8 protein-coding genes are annotated in these 14,595 nt (G+C 51.9%); 5 read left to right on the top strand and 3 right to left on the bottom strand.

The features are described from left to right. Nucleotides 1-116: 116 nt before the first annotated feature. From prmA to ACYVIY_RS12950, 3 genes are all read left to right on the top strand, one after another. A complete protein-coding gene (prmA, locus tag ACYVIY_RS12960) occupies nucleotides 117-953 on the top strand; it encodes a 50S ribosomal protein L11 methyltransferase (RefSeq protein WP_460976775.1) in 837 nt (278 codons plus the stop codon). 123 nt (nucleotides 954-1,076) lie between these two features. Next, nucleotides 1,077-6,113, top strand: a complete 5,037-nt coding sequence (locus ACYVIY_RS12955) for a hypothetical protein (protein WP_460976774.1) — start codon at nucleotides 1,077-1,079, stop codon at nucleotides 6,111-6,113. A 111-nt stretch (nucleotides 6,114-6,224) separates the two neighbouring features. Continuing rightward, on the top strand, nucleotides 6,225-7,160 hold the full coding sequence (locus ACYVIY_RS12950) for a CPBP family intramembrane glutamic endopeptidase (RefSeq protein WP_460976773.1): 936 nt from the start codon (nucleotides 6,225-6,227) through the stop codon (nucleotides 7,158-7,160). Nucleotides 7,161-7,227: 67 nt separating this feature from the next. On the opposite strand, the gene ACYVIY_RS12945 is transcribed toward ACYVIY_RS12950, so the two are convergent. The 3 genes from ACYVIY_RS12945 to ACYVIY_RS12935 are packed head-to-tail and all read right to left on the bottom strand — an operon-like array spanning nucleotide 7,228 to nucleotide 11,605. Continuing rightward, complete coding sequence (locus tag ACYVIY_RS12945; protein WP_460976772.1) at nucleotides 7,228-7,581, bottom strand: DUF5615 family PIN-like protein; 354 nt, start codon at nucleotides 7,579-7,581, stop codon at nucleotides 7,228-7,230. Then, nucleotides 7,581-7,913, bottom strand: a complete 333-nt coding sequence (locus ACYVIY_RS12940) for a DUF433 domain-containing protein (protein WP_460976771.1) — start codon at nucleotides 7,911-7,913, stop codon at nucleotides 7,581-7,583. The genes ACYVIY_RS12945 and ACYVIY_RS12940 overlap by 1 nt, the downstream gene beginning before the upstream one ends. 17 nt (nucleotides 7,914-7,930) lie before the next feature. Further along, on the bottom strand, nucleotides 7,931-11,605 hold the full coding sequence (locus ACYVIY_RS12935; RefSeq protein WP_460976770.1) for an SNF2-related protein: 3,675 nt from the start codon (nucleotides 11,603-11,605) through the stop codon (nucleotides 7,931-7,933). A 168-nt stretch (nucleotides 11,606-11,773) separates the two neighbouring features. On the opposite strand from ACYVIY_RS12935, the gene ACYVIY_RS12930 reads away from it, so the two are divergent. Further along, a complete protein-coding gene (locus ACYVIY_RS12930; RefSeq protein ID WP_460976769.1) occupies nucleotides 11,774-13,045 on the top strand; it encodes an anthranilate phosphoribosyltransferase in 1,272 nt (423 codons plus the stop codon). A gap of 292 nt (nucleotides 13,046-13,337) precedes the next feature. Then, nucleotides 13,338-14,534 (top strand): L-2-hydroxyglutarate oxidase, encoded by a 1,197-nt coding sequence (gene lhgO / locus ACYVIY_RS12925; protein WP_460976768.1) that lies wholly within the window; start codon nucleotides 13,338-13,340, stop codon nucleotides 14,532-14,534. Nucleotides 14,535-14,595: the final 61 nt, after the last annotated feature.

The following is a 14,595-nucleotide window of genomic DNA, read 5'->3' as shown; positions in this document are numbered from 1 at the left end:
GTAGTTAGCACGGAGAAAGGTTGGAAAGACGCTCAAATTATTTTAAGAATCATTTATTCCCTGGCAGGCGATTTAAATCGCCTGCCAGGGAATAACCTTTTTCGTTACTTTGAGGTATGAACTACATTGAATTGCAACTGCGCCTGTCGCCCGATTACACTGACATTCTTACCGCCGAACTGGCCGAGCTTGGGTATGAATCCTTCGTGGAAACCGACGAAGGCCTGAACGCTTATATTGTCGACGCCGATTTCAATCAGGACAGTCTCAACGAATTAGTCGCTAAATACGCGGATCAAACTGCAATAGCCTACGAAGTCAGTTCGTTAGAGAAACGAAACTGGAATGCTGAGTGGGAGCGCGAATATGAGCCGATTGAAGTGGCGAACCAGGTCCGGGTCCGGGCGTCCTTTCATCCATTGGACGCCCGGTTTCGTTATGACATCGTCATCAACCCGAAGATGTCGTTTGGTACGGGCCACCACGAGACAACGGCCATGATGCTCGAACAGCAGCTTAGTCTCGACGTGCAGGATAAAACCGTTTTAGACGTCGGCAGCGGGACGGGTATTCTGGCCATTCTGGCCGTTAAAATGGGAGCCCAATTAGCGCTGGCGTTTGATATTGAAGAATGGGCCGTGGAAAATGCCCGTGAGAATGCAGACCTAAACGGCTGTCCCGAGGTTGACGTTTTCCAGGGTACGATTGCCGACGTTGACCCGAGCAGCCGGTTCGACGTAATACTGGCGAACATAAATCGGAACGTATTGCTTGCGGAGATACCGACGTACGTTACGCTGTTGAACGCCAACGGCTATCTGTTAGTAAGCGGTTTTTACGAGCAGGACGCGGCTGATATTCAACGAAAAGCGGTTGAAGCCGGTCTTACTCCGGTACGAACCTTGATGAGGAATGACTGGACATCGATTCTGTTTACGAACTCAACTGAGTAGCCATTGACCGCCTTGTCCCGTCTGCCTAATCGATTAACAACAAAGAACATGCAACGAGTATACATATCCTATTGGCCGCTGTATAATTGGCTGACGCGAAGGTGGAGGTTAAGAATGTCGCTTATGGCCTTGACAACGGCATTGATGGTGTCAGCTTCATTTGGTCAAGCCGTTAAACTTTCTGACAAGCCGGATCAGTTTATCAGCGACATACAGAAACTGATGGTAACCGGTGGACCTGCGGCCGTGCGAGCGGGTACCAATCTTCAGTCGTTATGGTCCGAAAATCGCCTGTCGGCTCCGCAGCAGGAGCGCGTGATGGCCTTGAGCCGCAAGATGAACCAGAAACGGCTTCAGGCGGCTACGCATTTTGCGCCGTTCTATGAGTCCTTGTTTCATGCGATCAGTACACAGCAGTCGACCGACATCGACGGATTGCTGACGGTAGCCGAAAAGCTTTTTGAAACATCCGACACCAAAACTTACGCCCGTACGCTGGAAACACTCCGGCGATTTCTGGAACGACGCGAGTTTTATGCTAGCAATTACAACAAGCTCTATGCGCACGGCGGCTCGTTCCAGTTTCGTTACGTTGATGGAGCCAATACACAATCTGTCGGCTCTCCGGCCTCACAAACCCTTTCTACCGCCGACTCGCTAGCCGCCGTTAAAGCCGCGAATGAACGTTCGCGCTTCGATGGATGGGATGATCCTGCTCCCGGCGACTCGGGCAAGGCACGTCCACTCGGGGTTCAGTTTGTTCCGCAGCGTCGTCCTATCCCATCGGTGGCGGGCGCAGTCATTACGGTAAAGGACGTTTCGTTGGCGATGGTCGCCAATGGCGATTCAGCCGTGCTGTCGAACACGAGTGGCGATCTGATGATCAAAGATGGCGTGTTCGTAGGGAAAGGCGGTAAGTTTACCTGGGAGCTGGCGGGCCGACCCGATATTTTCGTAACCCTGAGTGAATATGCGTTCACGACGATGACTCCGCGCCTGTCTGCCGACGACGTAACGTTGACCTACGAAGGGTCAGGAGCGCCGTCGAAACCCATCAAGGGCGTATTTGAGTACGTTAGCAAAAAGAAAAGTGGCCCAACCTCCTATCCGCGTTTTATGTCCTGGCAGAACGACGTAAAGATGCCGGGCTTAGGCGCAGATGTTGAGTATCAGGGTGGCCTGGCGCTCTCTGGCGTGCAGATGGTGGGCTCATCGGCCAGTGGACAACCGGCGCTCTTACTGGTGAAGCAAAATGGTAAACCTGTTTTTAAAGCATCCAGCCGCCGGTTCGACTTCCGCGATTCAACCATTTCGGCACCATCGGCCTCGTTCGTAGGATATGTCGATACCGATTCGATCACGCACCCGGCCGTTCAGTTCCGATTCGACAAAGCGCAACGGGTGGCTTGGCTCAACCGCTTCGACCGCACGGAATATGCCCGGGTTCCGTATGCCGACTCTTATCACAAGTTTTATATTCTGCCCGAAGTAATGCGGTGGGATCTGCCCCGTCGGAAGGTTGATTTTTACCAGGTTGGTGCGAAACGCGAAGTGCCCGTGCGCTTTGAATCCTTTGATTACTTTCACCCCCAGCGTTACGCGGATCTGACGGTCGATTACGGCTTCCATCCGCTGCAGATCGTCGCTAATTACATCACCACGAAAAAGCAGCAGACGTTTACTGAAGACGACATTACGCAATCGGTAAAGGTGAATGCATCGGCGTTACGTGGTTCACTGAACCGGATGGTCCTGGAAGGCTACCTCGACCGCGACCCGAAAACGGGAATGATGCGGCTCAGTCGTAAAGGCGCGCTGTATGTCCTGGCTTACGCGCAAAAACGCGACTACGACAACTTTCAGGTGCAGTCGATATTTGGCTCTAACGACAGCACCAAAAACGCTACCATTAACCTCGACGACAAAATTCTGACCATTCGCGGTGTTGATCAGTTTGTTCTTTCTGATTCGCTAAAGGTGTTTGGTATTCCATCCGATAAAACGTTACGTGTAGGGAAGGGACGCGCCTTTACGCTGAACGGTCAGCTTAAAGCGGGCACGTTACGGTACGCTGGCCGCGACCTGAAGTTCGACTACGACAAGTTCGCCATGAGTCTGAACCGAATCGACTCGATTACGTTCTCGTCGCAAAAGCTGGCGGCTCAGGGTAAAGAAGGCGAAGTAGGGGGCGACATCAAATATGAGAATCCCGGAACGGTTTTCTTAGGTAGCGCCGACAACAAATCGGGACGTATTGCCGGTAAAAAAACGACGCAACGGCTGGTCATGCCGCAGGGTATGACGGTTTACTTCAACCAGCCTGTGCGAGGTGATAAGACGTACAATCAGAAGGTATATTTCAAGATTCCGGCGATTGACAACGACAGCTTAGGCAAGGGTGACATTTCCTTCATGGGTACGTTCTATTCCGATGGCATCTTTCCGCCTTTCAAGGCTGAGTTGAAAACCATGCCCGACAACACACTGGGCTTTGTGCATAAGGCTCCGCCCACGGGCTATCCTGTTTACGGCAGTAAATCAAACGTAAAATTTACGGGTGATCTGGTCATGGACAAAAACGGGCTGCGGGCCGAAGGTGTTCTGAACCACCTGACGGCAAGTCTCAACACGCAGGGGATGCTGTTTATGACCGATTCGCTGGTGGCCTCGGGCGAAAAAGGTGAAATCAAGGAAGGTCTGGTTGGTAAAGCCTATTTCCCGCAGGTACAACTCAACAATTTCAGCATGAAGTGGTGGCCCAAAGCCGACAGCATGGTCATCACCACCCTAAAAAACAATTTCAATTTTTATAACGCCACGACGAACCTCGAAGGCGGTTTAGTGATGCGTTCGTCGGGGCTGTTCGGCAACGGTACGTTACGTCGGAAGGATTCCGAAGCAATCTCGAAAAGCATCAAGTTCAATAAAGAAGGGTTTGTTGCCGACAACGCTCAGTTCAAGATCGTTTCGGATAAAGAAGCAGGAAAGCCTATTCTGGTCGGTAACGATATTGACGTCGACTTCAACCAGACAAAAGGCATCGTTGGTCTGGCGATTAACAAAACTCAGAGCATTGACGACACGCTTGGCTCAACGATGGAGTTCCCGTTTGCGGCTTACAAAACCAGCATCAACCGGGCCCAGTGGAACGTAAACGCCAAAACGATCGCCATGAAAGGTGATGTCAAGACGTCTACCTTCACCGCCACAGCGGAGGAGCAGGAAGGTCTTACGTTCAACGGTTCGGCCGCCATTTACGACGTAGAGAAAATGGCCCTTAACATTAGTGGAGTCCCTTACGTTACGTCCGCCGATGCGCGAATTTATCCGGATAAAGGCGTCGTGACCATCAAACGTAATGGTGAAATGCTCGCGCTTAAGAATGCCCGGCTGGAGCTGGATACCATCAGCCTCTTTCACAAACTCAAGAACGGCAACATTCAGGTTGTGTCGAGAACACGCTTTGCGGGCGACGCTACGTACCTGTTCCCGACCGCGAAAGGTGATACGGCCAGCATCAAGATGGGTAGCTTTGAACTAAAAGAAGCGCCAGCCTCCGCCCCTGCAACCCTGACGGCTGACACGAAGAAACCGGCTCGCAGCAAACGGAATGCTGCTCAGAAAGCAGCAACAACGTACTTCACGGTAGCGCGGGCCGAAGTCGATGAAGATGACAACCTCCAGTTAGCCCCCAAAATGCAGTACAAAGGCGGTATTGTAATGCAGGCTCCCGACAAAGACCTGGCCTTGGATGGATTCATCCGACCCGCGTTGAAAAAACGGCGCGATCTGGTAAGTGGCTGGATCCCCTTCAAAGAGAAAGTGGCGGAACGGCTGAAAGTGAAAGTGGATAAGAACTTAAAGAACGAAGGTGGCCAGCCACTCGTAGCCGGTATTCACTTCCGCCTGGGTAATGCAGGTTTGTATCCAACGTTCCTGTCGCCCAAAGAAGACCCCAAAGACGATGATCTGTTCATGGCAACGGGCGTGATGCGCTACGACGAAAAAGGCAAGGTGTATCGCATCACCTCGGGTGCCAATGAGCCTGTAGCAGCCGAAGCCGACAGCGCTGCTCAGGCCGACAGCGGAGCCATTGAAGTAGAAAACGCGTTTACGTTCAACGATGCACGTGGCTTGATGACCTATAAAGGCCAGTTCAATCTGCTGAATGCCGCACCGAATCAGTTCCTGTTGGCCGCCGGATCCGCTCGAATCAATATTGATAGCAGCTTGTACCGGATGAATACGTTGCTGGCGTTCACGTTCCCCACGCCGGAGGCTATCAATACGTCAATCGCTAGCAAACTGATCACCACCAACCAGGATGAAAAGAATGACGAAGCGGCCGACGACGATCTGAACCGGCTGTCCGACAAGCTATTGCCGTTGATCGGGCAGCAGGCCGTCGACGCCTATCGGGTTAAGGCCCAGAATCAGCACGTACCGCTCAATCAAGCCTCACCAAAGTTGAACGCTATGCTCGTGCTGGCCAACGCCAATCTGCGCTGGTCTGACAAGTTCAACGCTTTCTACAGCATTGGCCGGCTTGGCGTTTCCAACATCATGTCTGCCGATATCAACGCGCAAATGGATGGATTTGTCGAAATCCGGAAGTCAGCGAATGGCGATGAAGCGAGCATCTATCTGGAAGCATCACCCGATGTATGGGTGTTTTACGATTACAAACCGGGTAATGGGCCGGGCGCACTAGGTGAGTTAGCCATCATTACGTCGGAGCAGGACATCAACGACCGCTTGCTGGCCGGGTCCAAGAACAGTGGTAAAGCAACGGTGCAGGTTGTAGCCGCTACGGCCGATGAGAAAGAGCAGTTTGTGGATCGGTATCTGGATCAGTATAAGACAAGACCGAAGTCAGCTCCGCGGCCAAAGGCTCAACCAAAACCAACCGTGGCGACTACTACGGAACCTAAAACGGACCCGAACGACGAAACGGTTGAGCCAGTTGACAGTCCGGAAGAGCCAGCCGCAGCTACGGTTACTGACGCAGCTAAACCGGATGCGAAGGCCAAAGGAGGCAAGAAGACAAAGGCAGGTGCAGTGCCTGCCGCAGCTAAACCAGCCGCACCGAAAGTAGCTAAAGAAACGCCAAAACCCGTTGAAAAGAAGAAAGACAAGGAAGAGGAACGCGAGGGTTTCTAAGCCTTTGGTTAGTTTTCGATACGTTTACTAGAAGTACACACAAGGGTCTTCGCAACTAAGCGAAGACCCTCTTATTTTTACCAGACTAATCTCAGAAACCACCATTCTTCCGTGAAAGCCCTATGGCATGACTTGCGCGACCATCTTCGCACCGACTTCCGGCCTGATCTTTACGCAGCTGTCACCTTATGGATAATCCTGCTTCTATCCGTCAATTATTATCTTGACTTAGAGGATTCATACATCGATATCTTTCAGGGTGACCCACGTTGGCCACTACTTTATTTTCTGCTGTATGCCACGGTCTATTATGTAAGTGTCTGGCTCTGGACGCACTTTCATAATCGACCTGACATCTGGCGAAACCGCGAGTTTTGGCTACGTAGTGGGGTCGCGCTGATTTGTTACTCAATCTATGCCGGATTCTATGCGCACAATGAATTGAGTCGTCAGTTGTTCGACGGGCAGATTTATGTATTTGCTTACTACTGCCTGCACAATCTGCAATCAATCTTGACCATTGTATTACCCCTGTATGTCTTCTATAAGTTGGTCGACAAATATCCAAGTAACTTCTACGGCATGGCTCCAAAGCGAAAAGGACTGGTTTTATACGTAGTGTTGCTGGGACTCATGATTCCGCTTATCACAATCGCGTCATTCCAACCTGATTTTCTAGCCTCTTACCCTACGTACCATGATACGAACGCCAACGAATTCTTCGGCGTACCCGAATGGGTAACGGCGCTGGTGTATGAAATCTGTTACGGTTGGGATTTTGTGCCGACCGAATTACTGTTTCGGGGATTTCTGGTTATTGGTATGAGCCGCGTACTAGGACGGGGAGCTGTGCTGCCCATGATTGTTTGGTACTGTGCGATTCACTTCGGCCGACCGCTTGGCGAAGCTGTTTCTTCGCTGTTTGGCGGGTACTTACTGGGCGTGCTAGCCCTCAGTACTCGTAGCATCTGGGGTGGCTTGTTAATTCATATCGGCATCGCCTGGGGCATGGAAATTGCGGCTTTTCTACAAAAAGCTGGCCATTAATCGCTTATATACTCTCAAGCCAAGCCAGAGCCCTAACAGCATAGTTAGTATACAGCCGTTATCTAATTTATACATTGGCTACATTGGCGCGCTGTACTCGCAACAATTGCCCTCTAACCAGTTCAGTCTGATCCTTTAGACAAGAATCTATTCGGTAAGCAAGAGCAACAAAATCAGGGTCAACTATACAAATAACTATTCCATCGTAATCGGGTTGCTGGGCATGTAACTTGATAAAATCCTTGCGGTTCAGCGTGAGCAGACACCTATCCAACGATGTTGTTAGCTGCAATAAACTATCGTCCGGAATAGCTAAACCCGCCTGTCCTGTGTCCAATAGCGTTTCTACATCATGGCCGAGCCGACGTAGTACATCCACAGCAGGCATTGGAAAATTCTCATCGGAAAACAGCAGCGCCATTAATCAGCTTCGTTTTCGGCAATAGCCTGATTAATCTCCTCTGGGATGGCATGTACATAAGCCCAGGCATTAGCCAAGTCGGCTGCTCGGAGCGATGGATAAGCGCGGAGTAGGTTTGCTTCAGTCGTGCCTAAGCGACGGGCCTGTTCCAGGAGCCAAACCGGAATCCGGGTACGAACGATACAGGCTACACTAACAGCCACGCCAGCAGTACGCTCAATGCCCGGAAACGTATCGCCCAGCTCCTGAACAATCCACTGTAAAACTTGCGCCTTTTCGGCTCGCGACAAGCGGCTCAATAATTTCTCTGTTTCCAAAATAGCCGTGCTCATACGTTAAAGATACAAGTTTACCCCAATGACACCAACTCCTTCAACTCCTCATCGTTGAGGTCGCCCAGCCAGGTTTCACCGGTCTTGACGCTGAGGTCGGCCAGTTCTTTTTTGCTACGTATCATCGCATCGATTTTCTCTTCCAGCGTTCCCTGGTTCATCAGGCGGTACACCAGTACATTCTTCGTCTGACCAATCCGGAACGCGCGATCAGTGGCTTGTGCTTCAACAGCGGGATTCCACCAGAGGTCGTAGTGAATGACGTGATTTGCCTGCGTCAGGTTCAGGCCCGTGCCACCGGCTTTCAACGACAGAATGAAGGTATGATCAGACCGGTTTTTCTGGAACTGCTCAACCATCCGGTCGCGGTCGGGACGAGACGTGCCGCCGTGCAGGAATAAGGGCTCCTGGCCAAACTGCTGCTGAATGAACTGTTGCAGCAAGACACCCATTTCGTGGTACTGCGTGAAGATCAGAACTTTCTCGTGGTTCGCATAGATGGTTTCCAGCAGGTTTAGCAGCAAAGTAGCCTTGCCCGACAGCGCGGGGTTTGCGTTGCCTTCCTTCAGGTACTGATGGGGGTGATTGCCAATCTGCTTCAGCGCAGTCATTAGTTTCAAGACCAACCCACGCCGGGCAATGCCATCTTTGTCTTCAATAGCCCGAATACTTTCCTGCACTACACTTTCATACAATGCGGTTTGTTCAGGTGTCAGCGAACAGAACTGGTTATTCTCAATTTTGTCGGGCAGATCACTGATGATCGTTTTATCAGTCTTGACGCGTCGGAGCAGGAACGGGCTGGTTACGCGCCGGAACTGGTCGAGCCGCTGGCGGTCGCGCTCCTGCTGAATGGGCTTACCGAACTCTTCGTTGAACTTGATCAATCCGCCCAGGTAACCCTTGTTCACGAAGTCCATGATGCTCCAGAACTCTGACAGCCGGTTCTCCACGGGCGTACCGCTAAGCGCAATCCGAATAGGTGATTTTAGGGCTTTGACGGCCTTGGTCTGCTCGGTATCGGCATTTTTAATATTCTGCGCTTCGTCGATAATGACCGTGGCCCAGGTGGTTTTCTTCAACTTTTCCAGATCGGAACGTACTACGCCATACGTAGTGAGCAACAGGTCGTAACTATCGGCTTTTTTTCCCTTAGCCGAATCCACATCCGGTAGTTTTCGGCCAGGTCCGTGGTAAATATGAGGACGTAGATCGGGCGCAAACTTGGCGATTTCCTTTTGCCAGTTCGTCAGCAGCGTGGTCGGCAGCACCACCAAACCTTTCTGTTTCTCGAAGCGGCCCTCCTGTTTAAACTTGAGCAGTAAGGCAATCACCTGCAACGTTTTACCAAGGCCCATATCATCTGCCAGCAGGCTCCCCATGCCGAGCGCGGTGTTTTTAACCAGCCAGTCGTAACCCCGGTGCTGATACGGCCGCAGGCTAGCGTTTAAGGCGTCGGGAAGGGGATGGACGTCGGCATCCGTAAACTGCTGGATCACTTCGCGCACATCTTCCGACAAGCCCAGCCGTCCGCCTTTGTATTCCTCCGACAGAGCCGCCCGTAGCATCTCAGCACCAGTGAGCTCCGGCGGGGTTTCCAGTTGCTTGTATAATTTGGTTAGTTCATTAGGGTCTACTAGTACGTACTGATCTTTAATCTTGACCAGGCCCGTTGAGTTATTGACCAGCTTCTGAAATTCCTTCACGCTCACCATTTCCTCACCCAGCGCTACCTGCCAGTCGAAGGTCAGCATATCGTCCAGTCGCATAAAGGCGTTATTCGCCGTAACCTTGGCCTTGGTACGCAGTCGCCCACCCGCTGAAGGACGCACCCAATGCCGGAGCGATTTGGGCAGCAGCAGCGAAATACCCAGCAACTGCATCTGCGGCAACGTATCGAGCAGCACCTTAACAAAATCGTCGGGTTTATAAACCAGATACTCCGGTCGGGAAGCCCCATCACTTTTAGTGAGCTGCGCCAGATCAGGAAAGTGCCGTGACAAGACCAGTAAATCCTGCAATACGGCCATGCGGATGCTGGCGTGCTGGCGTTCGGTCAATATCTCACGTAACGGAATCGGCGGGGCTACCGAAGACGCAGGAGTCGATTTCTTGGCCGTTCGAGTAGTTTTTTTCGGAACCTCCGCAGCGGGAGCAGAAGTTGAGGTAGGCTGGGCTTCGTTATCGCGGATGAGCAGACTAACCCGAAACTCGTCGCCTAACTCACTGTCTTCAACGGCAAGAATCGGCACAAAGCGTTTGTGCGTCAGAAAGAAGTCGTTGAGCCAGAGTTGCATGGCCAGCGGCATCTCCCGCTTTCCATAGCCCTCAAATCGAACCGTTTCAACGCCGAAGAAAAGTCGATCGGCATCTTCGAGCGGCCAGCGTTCCCAAAGTTCAACTGTGGTCTTATGGATAGTGGGCCGCATCAGTAGCGAACACAGCATAAGCGCCTGCTCCCGCCCCGGAAACGCCAGCCATTCCTTCTGCCAGCGCAGGGTCAACAGCAATGGGGGGAGTTGAGCGGCCAGCAGATCGGTTTGCTGACGTACCGCTTCGTTAAGCGTAGCGGGTAGCCAACGTACCCGATACTGATCTTCTTTTGCCCCCACCAATAACAATTGAGGGACTACGGCTCCCCGACGTAACAAAGCGGCAGAAAACTGATGCGCCAGGTACAGCCCACGTACCGAATCGCTCATTTCGGCAAAATCCGACTCGGTCAACGTATCAAGCCACTCCACCAATTCGGGAAGGTCATAGTCTGGAAAAGGCCGTTGTTCGCCATGCTCCGTGAACACGCCGACCTTTTTGATTTCCATCAGTTCGTCTAACTGCAGCTCTATACTGTCGCTCAGATCGGGATGCTGAATGTCATCAGTCGACTTGGCCTGACGTCCGTTCACGTGAACCATCCGCTTCACCGTTTTTTCGTCGACGGGCTTGCCGAACAGGCCGTAGGCCCTAATCAGTGATTTTAAGAAGTCGCTCTTGGTAAACGTTGTTTCAGGCTGAAGCAGATTAAGGAGTTGCTCGGCCAAAGGGGGGATGGTAGCGAAATCGAGCTGGGCACGAGCCGCTTCATCGGGTATCCAATCTTCATCATCGGGCAGGTCTTCCGTGCCGAGATCCTGTAGGGGCAACACCGTTTCCATACCGCCACTCAAGAGGTCGGCTTGCTGGCTTTTCAGCTCCTCCAGAATGTCTAGCCCTTTGAGCAGGAACACCAGAAACGGATTGCGGTCAATTTCGTTGGCAATTACGTACACAACGGCCGCTAAATGTTTGCAGGGGATGGCGTAATCGGGACAAGAGCAACCCATGCCGAGGTCTTCAAACGACCGGGGAAACAGCCGGATCCCACGCTCCTGCGCGAACTCGACCAACTCTTCCGGCAACTGACGATTCAGCAGCCGGGCCAGTACCGCCGGGTTCTCGCTGATTTCGGTCAGAAGCCAGTTACGTTCCTGTTCTGTAAACGAAGGTACCGTTAGCTTGACTTTATATGGTCGAGGCTTGGTACCCTTAACCGACGCGCTGATTTGGTTGTTATCTATTTTTAAAGCTTGTACAGCGCCTTTGTTAGCGTAGGTTTTTCCACGCGGCAGGCGGTTATCTTCATCAATATTGGTTAATGCCTGAAGCCACTGCTGTCCCCACCACGTTTTGCCATAGCTAATGCGTTCTGCCATGAATACTCCGGTTAAGTTTTTTCAAAAGTAATGTGTTCTAAACGCTTTATCAGTAATTGAGCCAGGAGCCCTATTGTTTAAAACGTTCAGCTTCCCGATATCGGTAAGGAGAAGCATGAGTAGGTTGTTCTTTTTTATATACTTTTATAAATACTCCTCTTTCTAACCATGTCTACTGTCAGCCTTACTTTAGACGCGCCCGCCGATACACCACTTGGCCGGGGCATCAAGCATATTGGTATTGGTAAATATGGTAGTAAACCATTACCGCCCGCCTTACTGGCCGAATGCCGGGATGCTTTACTCGATCCCGCTACGCATCCGCTTCAACGAGGGGCTTTCCTGGGCGCCTTGATTGCCAAAGGGCCTACGCCGGAGGAGAAAACGCTCGAAGAGGTTATCGGAAAAGGCGCATTCGGTCACGCTACGTTCTTTATCAATAAAGTTTGCCCCGATTTGCCAGTTCGCCTGCACCCTATTGCTACGAAACTGGTACGTGGACATAATTTACAGATTAGCGAAGCGCACCAGCTTGGGGATTACCTGTTCGGGCAGGGCGACTGCGAAACCTTCCGGGGGCTGGCGGCCAGCATCATGCGGGTTCGCCACGAAACGAACGAAGAGTATCATGGCCTTATGCGAGCCGCCGAAGCTACCTTTTCGCCCGGCTTTGGCCCCATCAGCTGCGCCGACCGTCCGTTGGTTCAGATCGCTGAGCCATTCGATGGTGTCGAGAACAGCTACCTCATCACCCCACTACTGGCGCAATTCTTTCAGAAACGAGGCTACGGGGCGGTGTCGGTCGTTGGGCGGTCGGGCGGACCAAAGTTTACCTTAAACGCGTTGGACTTATACATGCACCTGGGGTGTCAGTTCCTGCAAAGCAACCACGAACTGGATACACCGCTGGAAAATTACGGCTGGGTACTTGATCAGAAAGCGCTCTCTCCCCCACTGAACCAATGGGTAGATCGTCGGCGAATTTTGTTGAAACGCCCGTTCCTGGCCACGCTGGAAAAAGTATTGAATCCCTGCCATGCCCGTATTCTCGTTACGTCGGTGTTCCACATTACGTATCAGATGAAGATGGCCGAGCTGGCGATGCTGGCTGGATTCGACGCCGTAATCGTTCTCAAACGGGGTTTGGAAGGAAGCCTAACTCCGTCAACGAGCCGGGCCACCGGTATTCTCTGTGCCGTTCGCACGCCCAGAGGGCATCTGTTCCATCAGCACTTTGAAGGAGATATGCCCGCCTTTGCTTCGTTCCGCACCGAGAGCGAAGTCCATTACGAACATCCGTCAGCGACCGAAAATGCCCGTCTTGTGCGTCAGTATATGACTCAGGGTTATACAGCTGACCCTGATTTCGATAACCGCGTCGGCTTTGCCAATGCCTTGTATGGACGGGGCCTGGAATGGATCGAAGACCAACTTCAGTAAACCGCTCGTGTTCCAAATCATCCACTCATCCAAATCCGCCGTTTTTCGGGCAAATTCACGGTCTTTAGGCTAACAAGTAAACAACAAGTACTGCTATACAGAGTTATTCTAGCACAAGACCTGATACGTTTTGCGGCAGACAGCTAAAGGAGAGAGCGCAGCGATGATTCGTTGCGCTCGTTTTTGTTTATGAACGCCGGTTCCGGCGTACCTTTGTAAAGTAGATTGTACTTAAAGATACATCAGCAGGTTTGAGGATCCACGACTGAGTGCGGTCCGATAGGTAATAGCCATGACAGACGTAGTAATTATCGGCGGGGGCATTGTTGGCTTAGCCACTGCTTTGCAGCTCAAACAGCAACGGCCGCAGCTTAACATCATTCTTATTGAGAAAGAGCCTGCTGTTGCTCGCCACCAGACTGGCCATAACAGTGGAGTGATCCACTCTGGTTTGTACTATAAACCCGGTAGCCTCAAAGCCACCAACTGCATTCGGGGCTATCGCATGCTGCTCGATTTCTGCGATGCGGAAGGCATTCCGTATGATCTGTGCGGTAAAATTGTGGTAGCCACCAAGCAGGAGGAGCTTCCGCAGCTAGATACACTCTACGAACGGGGACACCAGAACGGGCTTACCGGCCTGAAAAAACTGTCGCTGGCGGAGATGCGCGAGATCGAACCGTACGTAAACGGCGTTGCCGGGATGTTTGTACCGCAGACTGGCATCATCGACTACAAGCAGGTTTCCGAAAAATACGCCGAGAAGTTTCAGTTACTGGGTGGCGAAATTCGACTGGCGGAACGGGTTGAGCAGGTAACGCCCGGCACCAGCCTGAGCATTGTCGTCACGAACAAAGGACGCTATGAGACTAAACTGGTTGTTAACTGCGCAGGGCTGTATTCGGACAAGATCGCTCAGCTTACCCAGCGCGAGACAGTCGATGTTCGTATCGTCCCCTTCCGGGGTGAGTATTTTAAGATTCGGCCCGAAAAACAGTATTTGGTTAAGAATTTGATCTACCCCGTTCCTGACCCAAACTTCCCTTTTTTGGGCGTTCACTTTACCCGTATGATTCACGGCGGGGTCGAAGCCGGTCCTAACGCAGTACTTGCCTTTCAACGCGAGGGCTACACAAAGTCCGATGTTAACCTGAAAGAGTTGTTCGAGACGTTATCCTGGCCCGGATTTCAGAAAGTAGCGGCTAAATACTGGCAGACGGGCTTGGGTGAAATGTATCGTTCGTTCTCAAAATCTGCCTTTACCAAAGCGCTGCAGGAATTGATTCCTGATGTGCAGGAGGCTGACCTCGAAGACGGCGGTGCGGGAGTCCGGGCGCAAGCCTGCGATCGGACCGGCGGACTGCTGGATGACTTTGCCATTCTCGAAACGGATAAGGCAATCAACGTAGTGAACGCTCCTTCGCCAGCCGCCACATCGTCTTTGTCTATCGGGCAGACGGTATCCGAGAAGGTGCTGGCGCGGTTCTAGCAAACAATATACGGTTGGTGGTGTTCTTTCAAGGACAAATTCGATCATTAAATTGTAAACC

This window comes from Spirosoma knui (genome assembly GCF_054780635.1).
This window is presented reverse-complemented; position numbering and strand designations above follow the sequence as displayed.

Coding starts and splice junctions, on each gene's coding strand:
- prmA (WP_460976775.1), top strand. CDS start 117: ATGAACTACATTGAATTGCAACTGCGCCTGTCGCCCGATTACACTGAC.
- ACYVIY_RS12955 (WP_460976774.1), top strand. CDS start 1,077: ATGGCCTTGACAACGGCATTGATGGTGTCAGCTTCATTTGGTCAAGCC.
- ACYVIY_RS12945 (WP_460976772.1), bottom strand. CDS start 7,581: ATGGCGCTGCTGTTTTCCGATGAGAATTTTCCAATGCCTGCTGTGGAT.
- ACYVIY_RS12940 (WP_460976771.1), bottom strand. CDS start 7,913: ATGAGCACGGCTATTTTGGAAACAGAGAAATTATTGAGCCGCTTGTCG.
- ACYVIY_RS12935 (WP_460976770.1), bottom strand. CDS start 11,605: ATGGCAGAACGCATTAGCTATGGCAAAACGTGGTGGGGACAGCAGTGG.
- ACYVIY_RS12930 (WP_460976769.1), top strand. CDS start 11,774: ATGTCTACTGTCAGCCTTACTTTAGACGCGCCCGCCGATACACCACTT.
- lhgO (WP_460976768.1), top strand. CDS start 13,338: ATGACAGACGTAGTAATTATCGGCGGGGGCATTGTTGGCTTAGCCACT.